At 47.9% G+C, this 15,042-nt stretch carries 14 protein-coding genes; all 14 read left to right on the top strand.

Annotated features, from left to right (window positions below; all coding sequences use genetic code 11):
- Positions 1-216: 216 nt before the first annotated feature.
- Positions 217-1,092 carry an AAA family ATPase gene (locus SWOL_RS11035; protein WP_011641516.1) on the top strand — a complete coding sequence of 292 codons (876 nt, stop codon included), beginning with the start codon at positions 217-219 and terminating at the stop codon, positions 1,090-1,092.
- A gap of 268 nt (positions 1,093-1,360) precedes the next feature.
- Positions 1,361-2,569 carry a vWA domain-containing protein gene (locus SWOL_RS11030; protein ID WP_011641515.1) on the top strand — a complete coding sequence of 403 codons (1,209 nt, stop codon included), beginning with the start codon at positions 1,361-1,363 and terminating at the stop codon, positions 2,567-2,569.
- Positions 2,570-2,726: 157 nt separating this feature from the next.
- Entirely contained in the window at positions 2,727-4,940 is a 2,214-nt protein-coding gene (locus SWOL_RS13755) for a PAS domain-containing sensor histidine kinase (protein ID WP_049750136.1), read from the top strand.
- Positions 4,941-4,952: 12 nt separating this feature from the next.
- On the top strand, positions 4,953-5,399 hold the full coding sequence (locus tag SWOL_RS11020; RefSeq protein WP_011641513.1) for a response regulator: 447 nt from the start codon (positions 4,953-4,955) through the stop codon (positions 5,397-5,399).
- Positions 5,400-5,523: 124 nt separating this feature from the next.
- Complete coding sequence (locus SWOL_RS11015) at positions 5,524-6,528, top strand: HD-GYP domain-containing protein (protein WP_011641512.1); 1,005 nt, start codon at positions 5,524-5,526, stop codon at positions 6,526-6,528.
- Between the two features lie 233 nt (positions 6,529-6,761).
- A complete protein-coding gene (locus SWOL_RS11010) occupies positions 6,762-7,529 on the top strand; it encodes an enoyl-CoA hydratase/isomerase family protein (RefSeq protein WP_011641511.1) in 768 nt (255 codons plus the stop codon).
- Between the two features lie 12 nt (positions 7,530-7,541).
- Positions 7,542-7,745, top strand: a complete 204-nt coding sequence (locus tag SWOL_RS14600) for a hypothetical protein (protein ID WP_041427553.1) — start codon at positions 7,542-7,544, stop codon at positions 7,743-7,745.
- Entirely contained in the window at positions 7,714-9,060 is a 1,347-nt protein-coding gene (locus SWOL_RS11000) for an acetyl-CoA hydrolase/transferase family protein (RefSeq protein ID WP_011641510.1), read from the top strand. Before SWOL_RS14600 ends, SWOL_RS11000 begins: the two co-directional genes overlap by 32 nt.
- Before the next feature lie 238 nt (positions 9,061-9,298).
- The gene (locus tag SWOL_RS10995) at positions 9,299-9,736 is read left to right on the top strand and encodes a MarR family winged helix-turn-helix transcriptional regulator (RefSeq protein WP_011641509.1); all 438 of its coding nucleotides are present in this window, start codon (positions 9,299-9,301) and stop codon (positions 9,734-9,736) included.
- 225 nt (positions 9,737-9,961) lie between these two features.
- Entirely contained in the window at positions 9,962-11,107 is a 1,146-nt protein-coding gene (locus SWOL_RS10990) for an acyl-CoA dehydrogenase family protein (protein ID WP_011641508.1), read from the top strand.
- Positions 11,108-11,487: 380 nt separating this feature from the next.
- Positions 11,488-12,774 carry an FAD-dependent oxidoreductase gene (locus SWOL_RS10985; protein WP_011641507.1) on the top strand — a complete coding sequence of 429 codons (1,287 nt, stop codon included), beginning with the start codon at positions 11,488-11,490 and terminating at the stop codon, positions 12,772-12,774.
- Positions 12,771-13,055: a ferredoxin family protein gene (locus tag SWOL_RS10980; RefSeq protein ID WP_011641506.1), complete on the top strand. Its 285-nt coding sequence runs from the start codon at positions 12,771-12,773 to the stop codon at positions 13,053-13,055. The genes SWOL_RS10985 and SWOL_RS10980 overlap by 4 nt, the downstream gene beginning before the upstream one ends.
- A 24-nt stretch (positions 13,056-13,079) precedes the next feature.
- The gene (locus SWOL_RS10975) at positions 13,080-13,835 is read left to right on the top strand and encodes an electron transfer flavoprotein subunit beta/FixA family protein (RefSeq protein ID WP_011641505.1); all 756 of its coding nucleotides are present in this window, start codon (positions 13,080-13,082) and stop codon (positions 13,833-13,835) included.
- A gap of 5 nt (positions 13,836-13,840) precedes the next feature.
- A complete protein-coding gene (locus tag SWOL_RS10970) occupies positions 13,841-14,776 on the top strand; it encodes an electron transfer flavoprotein subunit alpha/FixB family protein (RefSeq protein WP_011641504.1) in 936 nt (311 codons plus the stop codon).
- Positions 14,777-15,042 lie beyond the last annotated feature (266 nt).

Raw genomic sequence — 15,042 nt, 5'->3', positions numbered from 1 at the left:
CGCCCTGTCGGGCACAACTGATGCTCCCTGCGGTCGCTATTAAGGACGCTGGAGCGGTATATTTAGGCAAACCATGACTATATAATAAAGAAGGATTTAAAGGATAGAAATTTTGACTACTTCTGCTTGCTGCGGTTCGTTGACGGGTAATTCTATTTCTGCTAGTATTTGAGTTGACCATGGGAAAATATTCACGTAATTGGAGGAATCATAAATATGGCTAGGAAAGCAGTTGATTATAAAGGCTCATCAGATTACATAGTTTCAGATGAGTTAAGAAATAGTGTTAATATTGCCATTGCCTTGCAGAAGCCCCTCTTGATAAAAGGGGAACCTGGCACCGGCAAAACCATGCTGGCGCAGAGTATTGCTGATTCGCTAGGGCTAAAGCTGATAATCTGGAACATAAAATCAACAACCAAGGCCCAGGAAGGACTCTATGTATATGATACGGTGCAACGCCTTTATGACAGCCAGTTTGGGGAAAGTGATGTAGCTGACATAAAGAAGTATATAAAATTAGGGAAACTGGGGGAGGCATTCCTGGCATCCGAGCCGGTGGTTTTGCTGATAGATGAAATTGACAAGGCTGATCTGGAGTTCCCCAACGATTTGCTTTGGGAGTTGGATCAGATGAGTTTTTATATTCCCGAAACCAGGGAAACTATTACTGCTGCCAACCGTCCCATAGTTATAATTACTAGTAACGCCGAGAAAGAACTGCCGGATGCTTTTTTGCGCCGCTGTATCTTCCATTATATTGCCTTTCCCGATCCGGAAGGCATGGAAAAGATTGTGGCCGTGCACCATCCCCGCCTGGAAAAACGGCTGCTGGAACAGGCTATGGAGACATTTTATATGTTGAGGAGTATCCCCAACCTGCAAAAGCGTCCCAGTACCAGTGAGCTTATTGATTGGCTGCAGGCCTTGGTTATCGGGGGTATTAGCCCCAACAAGATAAAACAGGATTTGCCCTTTCTGGGGGTGCTGCTCAAGAAAAACGAAGACCTGGACATTATACTGAACCAGTTACATGGCAAAGCCCAGAGCAGGGTACAGAATGCCAAGGGCAGCTATAGTCGCTATCGCTAATGATGATGAACAATGGTTGAACGGTAGTTGAACAATGGTTAAGCGGTGGTTGAACAATGGTTAAACGATGGTTAAACAATCGCTAAACTATCGTTAAACTTACAAACCCCCCATGGCCCTGGGGCCACAACCACTGATGAAAAGTGAGTTAGTAGGTGCTGAAATAGTAAGATGTAGTAGGAATCAATTAACCCCTCACCCCTTACGCCTCACTCCTCACTTTTCTTATTAAGCATTTATACAGTTTGCCCGAAAAGCGAGGTTTATTATGTTTACGAAATTTTATTATACCCTTAAAGATTTCGGCATTCCGGTTTCATTCAACGAATGGCAACTATTGTTGGAGGCTCTGGAAGCAGGTATGGCCGGTTCCAGCCTTACCGGCTTTTATTATCTCTGCCGGGCGGTTCTGGTTAAAACCGAAGCCCACTATGACCGCTTTGATCAGGCTTTTGCCAGTTTCTTCGGTGATATTGAAACTCCAGAAGGTCTGCCGGAAAAAATCTGGGAATGGCTGGACAAGGAATTACCGGAGATGGAAGTAACTGAAGCCATGCGCGCCAATCACCAGCAGTTGGATCTGGATGAACTTAAACGCCTGCTGGAGGAAAGACTGGCGGAGCAAAATGAGGAACATCACGGTGGTAACCGCTGGATAGGTACCGGGGGCACTTCTCCCTTTGGTCATTCCGGTTATCATCCCGGTGGCATACGCATCGGAGGCAATACCCGCAGCCTTTCCGCCGTTAAGGTAGCAGGGATGAGGAAATACCAGGAGTTTCGCACCGATGAAACCCTGGGAGTTCGCCAGTTTCAAGTAGCCTTGAGGAAGCTCAGGCAGTTTACTACCCGTCTGGATGGAGCCCGGACTGAACTGGATTTGGATGGAACCATCGACAAGACCTGCAATAATGCGGGAAGGCTGGAATTAGTCTGGGAAAGACCGCGCGAGAATGGGATAAAGGTGTTGTTGTTGATGGATTCAGGAGGTTCCATGCTTTCTTATAGCCGCCTGTGCAACCAGCTGTTTACAGCAGTTAACCGCTCCAATCATTTTAAAGACTTAAAAATATTTTATTTTCATAACTGCATCTATGATTGGCTTTACCATGGCCCCAGGTGTAGTTTGACTGATTATACGGAAACGGAATATGTTTTAAAAACTTATGATAGTGATTATCGTCTTATCATTGTGGGTGATGCCAGCATGTCTTCCTATGAACTAATGCGGCCCGGGGGGATTATTGAGTGGGGCCTCTACAATGATAAACCTGGAATTGATTGGCTTAAACGCATGCGCCAGCATTTTGAATATTCAGTGTGGCTAAATCCTATCCCCAAAAACTATTGGAACTGGATGGAGGGGACCTTTACCATTAGCAAGATCGCCGAGATTTTCCCCATGGAAAGCTTGACGGTGGAGGGATTGGAGACAGCTATCAACAAACTGCGCAGCCGCCAGGCGGTGCAGGTCTAAATAGAGAACCATCCCCTTGACACCCTTCCCAAAACCAAAAATTATTTTTGTTTCAGGCGACGAGTAAGATACTTTACAAATACGGTGTTATCTCGTGTTTAATAATGCGAAATCTAGCCTATACAGGAAAAAGTGCCTATGTTATACTCAAATAAACATGGAAATATGTCAAAATAAGGACGAAAGCATGATCGACAATAACTTATTGCCATTAATAATTGAATTAAATGAAAACACTGATATTATGATTGCAGTTATAAGAGGAAGAAAATTTTCTTATGCAAACCCGAAACTGCAGAATGATTTAGGATATAGCCTGGAGGAGTTTTATTCCATGGATTTCTGGGATATAGTCCATCCAGATTTGCGTGAAATGACGCGGCAAATGGGATTGGCCCGGCAGCGTGGGGAAGAGGTGCCGGATAGTTATGAACTGCGACTGCTGGGGAAGCAGGGGAACTGCTTTTGGGTACATATTAAGGCTAAAAATACTAGTGTTGAGGGAGAGCGGACGGTAATAGTTTCGGCTTTTGATATCAGCGAGCGCAAGGCTATCGAAGCTGATTTATTGCGCCAGAAAGAATCCTTGTTGCTCTTGCTGGAAAACAATCCGGTGGCCACTGTCCTGGTCGATCCTGAGGGGAAAACCCTCTATGTTAATCCGCGTTTTATAGAATATACGGGATATGGCCTGGAAGAGGTCAGTACCAGCCAGGTTTGGGAAGAGAATGTGCTGGCGGAAATGCCCAATCGCCGGGAAATTATGCGCTCCTGGTACCAGAACTTGAAAGAAATAGGATACTCCAAGGGAAAGGTCGTTTTGCGCCGCCGGGATGGGGAAAGGCGCTTTTTTAATATACATAGCGTAGCGCTGCCGGACGGTCATATTGTGCTGGCGGCCTGGGATATCAACGATCAGGTAGAGGCCCAGAAGATTTTGCAAGAGAGCCAAGACCGCTTCAAGGCTTTATCCGAAGCCAGTTTTGAGGGGATTATCATTACTGAAAACGGGATTTGCATAGAAGCCAACCAGGCTGCTGAAGAACTTTTTGGCTACAGCCGGGAAGAGCTTATCGGGCTTGATGTTATGAGTTTTACCGCACCGGAAGCCCGGGAAATAGTCAAGAGTCAGATGATGAGCGCTAGCCAGGCCCCCTATGAAGCCATAGTCTTGCGCCAGGATGGGACCAGGGTTCCAGTTGAGATTCAAGGCCGGAGTTTTATCTACCAAGGCCGTGAAGTCAGGGCGGCCGCTATCCGCGACCTCAGTGAAAGGAGGAGGGCGGAGGAAGAGATTTATCGTCAAAGCACCAACCTGCAGGCGCTGTTTTACAATACCCCGGATGCAGTCGTTCTCTGCGATTCTCTGCATAGGATACTGGATGCAAATCCTCGGTTTTTTGAATTTTTTGGCTATAGTATTGAAGAATGCCGGGGGTTTATTCTGGAGGAAGTGCTGGTCCCGGAAGAAATGAGAGAAGAATCCGCTTTCATGTCCAGGATGGTTTCCGATGGGCAGGCAATTAGTCGGGAAAGCATGAGAAAAAAGAAGAACGGTGAATTGCTGCCGGTACTGGTTACCATGATTCCCATTGCCAGTTCGGGCTACTATGTTCTTTATACAGATATCAGCGAGCGCAAAGAAGCGGAAGCCACGATTCAGCAGCAGATAAAAGAACTGGAAGCCAAAAATGCCGAGATGGAGCGTTTTACCTATACGGTATCACATGATTTGCGCAGCCCCCTTATTACTATAAAAGGTTTTTCCGGGCTGCTCCTGCAAGACCTGGAGAAAGGTAAAACCGCTCGCCTGCAAAAAGACATACAGCGAATTATCAATGCTTCAGGCAAGATGGAGGAACTGCTGGAGGATCTCCTGGAGCTCTCTCGTATCGGCCGTATATTAAACCCTTACAGCAACTTCCCCATGAACCAGCTTTGCTTCGAGGTGGTTGAATTACTTTCCGGGCCTATCAGCCAGAAAAAGGCGGAGGTAGTGGTAGCTCCTTATATGCCTTGGGTGCAAGGTGATCGCAGGCGAATAGCTGAAGTCGTACAAAACCTGCTGGAAAACGCCATCAAGTTTATGGGGGACAATGAGCGCCCGCGAATTGAAATAGGATATTTCCCCGGTGAAGGCGAGTGCGTCTTTTTTATAAAAGACAATGGTATAGGCATAGAAGCCAAATACCGGGAAAAGGTATTTGGGCTTTTCGATAAATTAGATCAAAGTACTGAAGGTACCGGGATCGGATTGGCTCTGGTTAAAAGGATTATTGAGCTTCACCAGGGGCGTATTTGGGTGGAGTCAGCCGGAGCGGGCCAGGGCAGTACTTTCTATTTTACCCTGCCTGATGTTCCCGATAGGTAAGAAAGGAGAAGAATGATGGATGAGTCAAGGCTAAATATCCTGCTGGTGGAAGATAACGAGGATCATGCTGAGCTTATCATGCGCAGCCTGGAAGAACAGCAGATAAAAAGCCATGTTATTCATGTTACGGATGGAGAGAAAGCCCTGGACTATCTATTTCACCGGGGAGAATATAGCCAGGAGGAGAAGTATCCCCGTCCCAACCTTATTCTACTGGATCTGCGCCTGCCTAAGGTAGATGGTCTGGGAGTGTTAAAGGAAATCAAGCAAGCGGAGGAGCTAAGGATTATTCCCACTGTGGTGCTAACCTCTTCCGAGTCGGAGAACGATATTTACCGGGCTTACAATTATTATGCCAACAGCTTCCTGGTCAAGCCCATGGATTTTCAACAATTCAACGAATTGATGCTAAAGCTGGGACGCTACTGGCTGAAATGCAATGCGAACCCGGTGAGATGAGAAAAGTATTGATCGGCAATGTTAAAAAGGCCTAAGTACATACCTTGACAACAGCATAGTCATTCTAAACATCAGGCAGAACTGTTTTTCACGATCGATACACTTGAGCAAGGAGTGCTGCAAAATGAAAGAACGTATTTCAGTTCTTATTGTTGAGGATGACGAACTACATACCGAGTTAATTCAAAGAGCCTTCGAAGACCACCAGTCTCGCTTTATGCTAAGATTCAGCAGCAACCTGATGGAGGCCCGCATCTACATGGAGGAGAGGAAACCCGATATCGTAGTTTGTGATTGGCTGCTTCCTGATGGCCGGGGAATTGAGCTGTTTTCTCCGGATAAGGAGCAGTCGTCCTATCCTATCATTATGATGACCAGCTACGGCAACGAGGAGCTGGCGGTAGAAACCATTAAAGCCGGGGCTTTGGATTATCTGGTGAAATCGCCGGAAGCCTTTGCTGGCCTGCCTGACTTTATCCTGCGGGGGTTGCGGGAATGGGAACATATAAGGGCCCGCCACGTGGCGGAAAAGAAGCTGCGCGATGTACTCCTGCAAACCGTAGAGAGTCTGGCCTCAATGTTGGAAAAGCGCGATCCCTATACCTCAGGGCACCAGAAAAAAGTGAGCGTGCTGGCCTGTGCCATTGCTGAAGAAATGGGCCTCCCCAAGGAAATAATCGAGGGAATACATATTGCTGCCATCCTCCATGATATCGGCAAAATCAGTATACCGGCCGAATTCTTGTCCAAGCCGGGTCGCTTGAGTCCCATCGAATTTGATATTATTAAAACCCATCCCTTCAATGCTTATGAAATGCTTAAAGCGATAGACTTTCCTTATCCGGTAGCCCAGATTATATTGCAGCATCACGAAAAAATGGATGGTTCCGGCTATCCTTACGGCCTGCTGGGACCGGATATTTTGCTGGAAGCGCGGATTATTGCTGTGGCTGATGTAGTGGAAGCCATTTCTTCACATAGACCTTACCGTCCCGCACTGGGTATTCAATATGCCCTGGAGGAGATTACCCAGAATGCTGGAAAATTATACGACCCCGAGGTGGTGGAAGCTTGCCTGACCCTCTTTCGGGAAAAAGGATTTTCACTGGATGATTCTGTTCGTGACTAATGATGGTGAGGATTGAATTTTCCTAATTACTGCCTCCCTCTAAGCCCTTTTTTATTTCTCCTTTCTGAGGCCCTGGCTTGACAAGTCCCAAGAGATTATTAAGAATATAATTAATAATATATTAATCGAAATTGTTAGTATTAGAGCAAAGTTCTTTTAAAAGAAGCTGGGAGGTGATACAGGGTACGGACTCTAGTTTTCAGTTGATTTATAAAGTATAAGGGGGTTAAACCATGAATTACGATTACCAGACCATTAAAACAGAGAAACTGGAAAAAGGGATATTGCTAGTATCGCTTAATCGACCGGAAAAGTATAATGCCATGAATATGACTATGTTAAACGAATTAAACGACCTGTGGCTCAAGCTGAAAAGGGATCTTGAGACCCGGGTCGTTATTTTGAAAGGCGAAGGCGAAAAGGGCTTTTGTGCTGGTATGGAAGTGGCGGATATTATTAAGCCCCAGGTAATGGCGGATATTCCGGCTATGTATGACCTGCAGATGCCTATTGGCGAGCTGCAGATAAATATGAGGAATTGTCCCCAGCCCATTATTTGTGCGGTACACGGAGCCGCGGCCGGTGCTGGTTTCAGCTTTGCCATAGCTTCTGACATACGGGTGATCTCTCCCGACACCCGCTTTTCCGCTGCCTATGTTAATGTTGGATTGGCTGGAGCGGATATGGGCAGCAGTTATTTTCTGCCCCGCATCATCGGTAGTGGACGGGCCTATGAATTCCTATACACCGGGGCCTGGATGAATGCTGAGGAAGCCATGCAGCTTGGTTTTGCCTCTCGTTGTGTGGAAAAAGAAAAACTATTTGACACGGCCCTGGAGATTGCCCAGGCCATAGCTAAGAAGGATCCATTGGCGATGAAGCTTACCAAGGAAGCAGTTAACCTGAACATTGATATTGGCAGCTTGGAAGCTGCTATAGTAATGGAAAACAGGAATCAGAACATGATGATCAGCCTCCTGGCCAACCGGATGAAGAAATAATAAGGGCATAATTTGGCCGGTACCCTGTCCATTGGAAAAGTGGATGGGGTACCGGTAACACATAAAAAGAAAAAACATCTGGCCAATAAGCCTACCAAAGCCTATGCAGCTTCAAAAGCTTTGCTAAATAAAGCGGGCAGCTTACCAGGGTCTGTAATTAATATAAGCAAAGGGAGGAGAAAGAATGGCATTGGAGAAATGGAAGCAAGATTATAATAAGAAACTGGTTTCCTACGAAGAAGCAGCCAAACTGGTAAAATCCGGAGACGTAGTGGCAAGTCCGTTGGGCACCGGCTCCTGTTCGGGGCAGATGTTTGATGCTATACTGGATCGCCACGAAGAGCTCCAGGATGTAATAATAAGCGATTCCATTCAGATTTACCCTTCAATACTCTATGACCCCAAGTTTATGGCCAGTATCGAAGGACGCATTACCCATATGCCGATTTTTGGGATTGCCACCATTAGAAAAATGTACGCGGCTCAGCTTGCGGATTTCTGCCCGGCTACCACCATGGATGCCGGTGATAAATATGCTGAACGGGCCGATGTATTTGCTTTGATGGTCAGTGCTCCCAACAAGCATGGTTATGTTAACCTGGGTCCTACCTGTTTTTATACCCTGGACGCCGTTCGAGGGGGAAGAAAAAGGGGTCATTTACGAACTGTAATTGCCGAAGTTAATGAGCAGATGCCCATTATATTCGGGGATAACTGGATGCATATATCTGAATTCGACTATATTATTGAGAGATCTGCTCCTATTCCGGCTTTCAAAAGAGGCCAGGCCACTGAGGTAGAGCAGAAGATTGGCAACTATGTACTGGAATTAATAAATGATGGTGATACCATACAGATGGGATTGGGTGGGATATCTGAGGCGGTAGCTGCTGGCTTGAAAGGTAGACATGACCTGGGTATTCTTACCGAAATGCTTCCCCTGGCTCTGCCCCAATTGGTAGAGGAAGGAATTGTGAATAACTCCCGTAAACCTATCTATAAAGGAATCAGTATTGCCTCTTTTGTCCTGGGTGACCAGGCTTTATACGATTACATCAGCGAAAATCCTTCCTGCCAGTTATATCCCGGCTCATATACCAATGACCCCCGCTTTATTGCTCAGCATCCCAACCTGATAGCCATGAACACCTCTTTGATGATTGACTTCAGTGGTCATAGCTCCTGCGAAGGAGTGGGACATACTATGGTCAGTGGGGTAGGTGGGCAATTGGATTTCCTGATTGGGGCCTACTGGTCGGAGGGAGGCAAGGGCATAAACATGTTGAGCGCCGCCCGTAAGATGCCGGATGGAAGTCTCGTATCCAACATTGTTCCGGAATTGCCCCTGGGTACCCCGGTAAGCGTTCCCCGGACATTTACCAATTATGTAATTACTGAATTCGGGATAGCCCAACTCAGATACAAGAGCAGGAGAGAAAGAGCCCTGGAACTGATCTCCATTGCTCATCCTGACCTGCGGGGTGAACTGCGGGACAGCCTGAAAACGCGTTTCTATCCCAAACCATCATAGAGGAAAAGTGAGGGGTGATTCCTGAATCCTGGTCGTTATCCTGGTTTGGCTAAAAATTGGGCATGAGTGGCATCCTAAGGGTGAAAAGCACCTTGACAGCAGGTAGATAAATAAAGTTTAATAATATAGGTACTATTGCCATAATAATTATTAAGGGATTAATGATTTATAGAATTCCTATTTTCCTGGATCAATATATATGTTCCATCTGCCAAATACAATAAATGAGGAGTTTAGCATGTTAGATTTTACTACTTTTTGGTGTTTTCGCCTGAATGCCCTGTCACGCAAAATAAGCCGCATGTACAACAACCGCTGTCTTGAACACGGGGTCACCGCCGCCCAGAGCTTTGTGATATTTGATGTCATGGATCATCCGGGTACCAGTGTGAAAGACATAGCCACCCGTATCCAATTGGATAGCCCTGCAATTACCGGGTTAATTGATCGTTTGGTCAAAGAAGACCTGGTGGAGAGAAAGGAAGATCCGGAAGACCGCCGCAGTCTTAAAATTTATCTTACCGAAAAAGGTCAGGAACTGGCGGAAAAGAACCTGGTTCCAATGGCCCTTGAATTCAATAAATATATAAGGCAGTTGGTTGAACCGCAAATATCCCAAATATTTCAACATTCTCTGGATCTTATAGACAAACAACTGAACAAAAACAGCAACTAGGAAGAACCGTTGTTGTATTCTATTGACAAAAAGCCAGGAAAAGGAATTATTATCCCGGGCATTTGCTGTCCGGGTTTTGTATCTAAATAGCGAGAGTGTTCTTCTTTGTTGTCTTTTTTCGGATATGATATTATTTGTTTATAGGGCAATGACTAATATCTAAACTAAATCAGCGCTAAAGCAAATGGCAGGATATTAAAAAAGGATATAAGGGGGTTGCATATTGTGGATTTTAATCTAAGCAAGGAGCAGTCGTTAATTCAACAGATGGCCCGGGAGTTTGCGGAGAAAAGCATAGCTCCTGTAGCCAAACAGATCGATGAGGAAAGCAAGATTCCCGAGGAGGTTTTAGCTGGAATGGCGGAGCTGGACCTTTTTGGTATTCCCTTCCCGGAAGAGTACGGTGGAGCCGATGGGGGTTATGATGGCTATGTCCTGGCTATGGAGCAGATTGCCAAGGTTTCTGGCGGTATAGCTATGACCATGGCTGCTCATACCCTGGGTTTGGGGGCCATATCTGCCTTTGGAACCGAAGAACAGAAGAAAAAGTACATGATTCCAGGTTGCAAAGCCAAACACATCGTATCATTCGCTTTTACCGAACCGGGAACCGGTTCTGATCCCAAACAGATTACCACTACCGCCGTAAAACAGGGTGATTTCTATATTCTTAACGGAACCAAGCGCTTTATCTCCAATGCCAATTATCCTGGAGCCATGGTGGTTTTTGCCCGCGAGATGGAAAGCGGGGAAGTAACTGCTTTTATTCTCGACAAGTGGGCCGAAGGCTACTCCATATCGGAGCCCTGGGAAAAAATAGGCATGCATGGAGGACAATTACTGGATGTATATATGAAGGATGTGAAAGTACCGGCAGATAACCTGCTGGGTAAAATAGGGCAGGGTTTCCCCATTTTACTGCTGGGAATTGCCCTGGGCAAGATTGGCACCAGTACCGCAGCCCTGGGAGGAACTCTGGCCGCCCTGGAGGAAGCCAGCAAATATGCCCGGGAAAAAACCCATCGGGGCCAACCCATAGCGAAATTCCAGGCCATTCAGCTTAAGATCGCCGATTTGGCTATCAAGTATGAAACCGCGCGCTGGTTGTGCTACCGTCTGGGCTGCCTGGCCAATGACATAAAAGACCCGGGCAAATTTGCCGCGGAGGCTGCTCTGGTCAAGGCTTATTGTGGCGACAATGTGGTGGATGCGGCGCGTATAGCGGTTGATGTGCACGGTTCTTATGGACTTATGAGAGATTATACTATTGAGCGGGTTTATCGTGATGCCATAATTGGACCGGAAATTGAAGGAGTAGCCGATATGCAGAAATTGATTGTGGCGTCTTCTATTTTGAGGAGCAAAGGGTAAAGATAATAGTATTGACTCCACTGCAAACACCTAAATGTTGCCTAAAGGGTTGTATAAATATACAAAGCGAGCGTTGGCAAAGCATGGATGCAGCACCCGGCGAAGGCGAGCAGGCGAAAGGGGGCGAGCGACAGGAGGTCGCGAGAGCGCTTCACCCTTCGGGTACGCCTGGTGTTCCACCCTGAGGGTGTCACTATTAAGGTTGCCTCCCATGGACGGGAGATTAGTGCGGTACCCCTTGAGCCGCGAGACAAGCCGTAGGTGTTGCCCATGCGAAGGCTGCGAGCGGTATATTTATACAAGCCAATGAACATTAATAACTTTTTGCAGTTCCTTTATTCGGGGAGATAAATACGGAAATCCCAGGAGGTGAAGCTTATATGGAGAAATTCGATGTAATTATAGTAGGAGCTGGCCTGGCGGGCCTGGCAGCCGCCTATACCCTGGCCGGGGAAGGCCTGGAGGTGCTGGTACTGGAAAGGGGTGACTACCCCGGAGCTAAGAATGTGACCGGCGGGCGTCTCTATATTAACCCGGTGCGCGAGTTATTTCCTGATTTGTGGAAAAAAGCACCCCTGGAGCGATTTATCAGCCATGAAGGAGTAACTATAATGAGCCGGGAGCGCTCGGTGACCATAAATTATGAAGGAGACGAGCTGCGTCAGGAGCCCTACCAGAGCTACAGCATCCTTAGAGCCAGGTTTGACCGCTGGTTGGCCAAACAGGCGGAAAGAAAAGGAGCCATGCTGGTGGACAAGACCCGGGTGGATGATTTGATAAAAGTGGATGGCCGGGTAAGCGGGGTAGTAGCCGGAGGGGATGAGCTCTATGCTGATGTGGTAATCGCCTGTGATGGTGTACTGTCCCTGGTAGCGGAAAAAGCCGGTCTGCGCCAGCCGGGTAAGCCGGAAGATCATGCCGTGGGCTTCAAGGAAATCATTGAGTTGGACCAGACGGTCATTAATGAGCGCTTTGGCCTGGAGGGCAATGAAGGCCTGGCCCGTATGTTTATGGGAGAGGTAACCCGGGGCAAGTTCGGTGGCGGATTCCTTTATACCAATAAGGATAGTATCAGCCTGGGTATAGTGGTGGGCATCAAGGATTTGATGCAGGGCCAGCCGGCTGTACAGGCTCCCTTGCTCTTGGATGAATTTAAACAACGCCCGGAAATAGCGGTTTTGATAAAAGGCGGGGAGACAGTGGAGTATTCTGCCCATGCCATTCCGGAAGGAGGCTACCAGGCCATGAGCAAACTTTTTGGGGATGGTATTCTGCTGGCCGGTGATGCTGCTGGTTTTTCCATGAACATCGGGGTTACGGTTCGAGGCATGGAATATGCCCTGGCCTCCGGTTATTATGCGGCTCAGGCTGTGATTGCAGCCAAAAAGGCGGAGGATTTTAGTGCCCGGGGACTGGCGGTATACCAGGAACTCCTGGGGCAAAGTTTTGTTATGGAAGACTTCAAGAATTTCCAGGAAGCACCTCACGCTCTGGAAAATCCCCGCTTATTCCAACATTACCCGGAAATGCTGGGAAATATGATGCGGGATATATATGCTGTTCCTGCTGGCCCCAAGAATCGACTTTACCCAACTATAAAGCAATACCTTGGCTTTAGCGAGTTGTGGTCCATGTTGGGGGATGCGAGGAAGGTGATGAAAATATGAGTGAAATATTAGGATTGAAAGCCAAGCTGGGATTGGATGTTTTTAAAGCCGATAAAGAAGCTCATATAAAGATCAGGCCAGGTATGGAGAAAGACCCCCGCTTGAAAAGGGCGATTCTGGTATGCCCGGCCGGGCTTTATAGCGAAAATGCCGAAGGTGTCGTTGAATTTACCATTGATGGATGCCTGGAATGCGGCACTTGCCGTCTGGCTTGCGGTACCGAGGTCTTGGAATGGAATTATCCCGGCGGCGGAAGCGGAGTGCAATTTCGCTTCGGCTAGGAAATATAGTAGGGGGATAGAAGGATGAATGTTGTAGTAGCTATGAAACAAATACCTGATTTGCAACAAATAAGGATTCGTAACCGGCAGCCCGTATTGGAAGATGTCCCCTGGACCATGGGCGCTATAGACAAGAACGCCCTGGAGGCTGCGGTTCAGATTAAAGAAGCCCAGGGGGGGAAGGTGGTTTTGCTTTCCGCCGGTAACGAGGAACTGGAAGATACGGCCAAGGAAGCTTTGGCCGCCGGAGCAGATGAAGCTCTGCTCATCATCGACGATGAGCTGGATAAGCTGGGTAGTGCGGAAACAGCCAAAATACTGGCTGCGGCCATCCAGCGAATAGAGAAGGTAGACTTGATTATCTTTGGTGAGGGCAGCGGAGATAACTATTCCGGTCAGGTAGGCTCGCGAGTGGCGGAAATACTGGGCTTGCCTCAGGTGGGTTATGCTTCCGCTATTGAACTTCAAGGAGAAAGCTTGCGGGTAAGCCGTTCCCTGGAAGACGGTGAGGAGTTGGTGGAAATAGGACTGCCAGCGGTGATAACTGTCATTTCCGGGATTAATGAGCCGCGCATAGCTTCCGTAACTCAGATACTAAAAGCCGGGAAAAAGCCCAAGGAAATTCTGGAACCGGGTGATTTAGTTCTGGACCTGGGTGATATCTGCCCGGTAAAGACCGAGAGCAACCTGGCTCCCGAGAGTGACCGCAAGCGGGTAGCCGTCAAGAGTGTTGACGAACTGGTAGTGGCCCTTAAGGGCGAAAACCTGATCGGGAGGTAGGAGAAATGGCAGGAATATTGATTTATAGTGATAAAGACAAGCTGGCTCGAGAATTATTGACTGTGGCCGGTTTAATAGCTGATGCTCGGGGTGGGGAAGTAAAGGTGGCTTGTATAAACAATGCCAGCCAATGCCAGCTCTTATCGGCTGCCGGAGCCAGAGTATATAAGATAGAAAACCCGGCAGTGCTTCCGGCTGATGCCGCCAATGTGGCGATGGCCTTAAAAGAGGCTTGCGGGAAGCTGGACTGTTCCATAGTATTGCTATCCTCTGACCGCCGGGGCCGCGAACTGGCCGGGCGTCTGGCCCAGGTACTGGGAGCGGGTTGCCTGACGGATATTTCCGCAGTCAAGGTGGAAGGGGAGCAGATTCATTGCCAGCGTAATGCGCTGGGCGGGGCTACCGTAGCCACCCAGTATATAGATGGGGAAAAGCAGGTGCTGGCTATAGTACCGCGGGCTTTTGCCCCGGCTCCGGATCGGGACGGCGGCAGTATCGATGAGCTGCAAGTGGAAGTCCCACCCTCCCGGATTAAATTACTGGAATTCCGGGCCAAGGACAGCAGCAGTGCAAATATAGAAGAAGCTTCGGTGCTGGTGGTAGCAGGACAGGGCTTGAACAGCCAGGAAGACCTGGCTGCGGTGGAAAGCCTGGCGAAGAAGCTCGGAGGAGAACTGGCCTGTTCCAAACCGCTGGCTACAGATAAGAAATGGCTACCGGAAGACAGGGTCATTGGGCTCTCCGGCAAGAAGTGCCAGCCGGATCTGGCCGTTTTGCTGGGTATTTCCGGACAGGTGCAGTTTACAGTGGGCATCCGTGATGCCCGGGTGATTGTGGCGGTCAATTCCGATGAAAATGCTTATATACACCAAATGGCTGACTATTCTATGGTGGCCGATTTGCACCAGGTGGTCAAAGAGCTAAATAACGTTCTTGCTTAAAATATTCTGGTACTGCAAAAGACATAATATTATTCTGCTTGCATAAATATACTTGCTCGCAGTCTACGCATGGGAAACACCTGCGGCTTGTCTCGCGACTTAAGGGGTACCGCGCTAATCTCCCGTCCATGGGAGTTAGCGCGCTCGCGACATCCTGTCGCTCGCCCCTGTCGCCTGCTCACCTTCCCGGATGTTGCATCCATGCTTCGCCAACGCTCGCTCGTATTATTTATGCAATTTATGCAGCAAAAGGGGTTTTGCAGTAT

This window comes from Syntrophomonas wolfei subsp. wolfei str. Goettingen G311, assembly GCF_000014725.1.
GTDB lineage: Bacteria > Bacillota > Syntrophomonadia > Syntrophomonadales > Syntrophomonadaceae > Syntrophomonas > Syntrophomonas wolfei.
This window is presented reverse-complemented; position numbering and strand designations above follow the sequence as displayed.

Coding starts and splice junctions, on each gene's coding strand:
- SWOL_RS11035 (WP_011641516.1), top strand. CDS start 217: ATGGCTAGGAAAGCAGTTGATTATAAAGGCTCATCAGATTACATAGTT.
- SWOL_RS11030 (WP_011641515.1), top strand. CDS start 1,361: ATGTTTACGAAATTTTATTATACCCTTAAAGATTTCGGCATTCCGGTT.
- SWOL_RS13755 (WP_049750136.1), top strand. CDS start 2,727: ATGGAAATATGTCAAAATAAGGACGAAAGCATGATCGACAATAACTTA.
- SWOL_RS11020 (WP_011641513.1), top strand. CDS start 4,953: ATGATGGATGAGTCAAGGCTAAATATCCTGCTGGTGGAAGATAACGAG.
- SWOL_RS11015 (WP_011641512.1), top strand. CDS start 5,524: ATGAAAGAACGTATTTCAGTTCTTATTGTTGAGGATGACGAACTACAT.
- SWOL_RS11010 (WP_011641511.1), top strand. CDS start 6,762: ATGAATTACGATTACCAGACCATTAAAACAGAGAAACTGGAAAAAGGG.
- SWOL_RS11000 (WP_011641510.1), top strand. CDS start 7,714: ATGGCATTGGAGAAATGGAAGCAAGATTATAATAAGAAACTGGTTTCC.
- SWOL_RS10995 (WP_011641509.1), top strand. CDS start 9,299: ATGTTAGATTTTACTACTTTTTGGTGTTTTCGCCTGAATGCCCTGTCA.
- SWOL_RS10985 (WP_011641507.1), top strand. CDS start 11,488: ATGGAGAAATTCGATGTAATTATAGTAGGAGCTGGCCTGGCGGGCCTG.
- SWOL_RS10980 (WP_011641506.1), top strand. CDS start 12,771: ATGAGTGAAATATTAGGATTGAAAGCCAAGCTGGGATTGGATGTTTTT.
- SWOL_RS10975 (WP_011641505.1), top strand. CDS start 13,080: ATGAATGTTGTAGTAGCTATGAAACAAATACCTGATTTGCAACAAATA.
- SWOL_RS10970 (WP_011641504.1), top strand. CDS start 13,841: ATGGCAGGAATATTGATTTATAGTGATAAAGACAAGCTGGCTCGAGAA.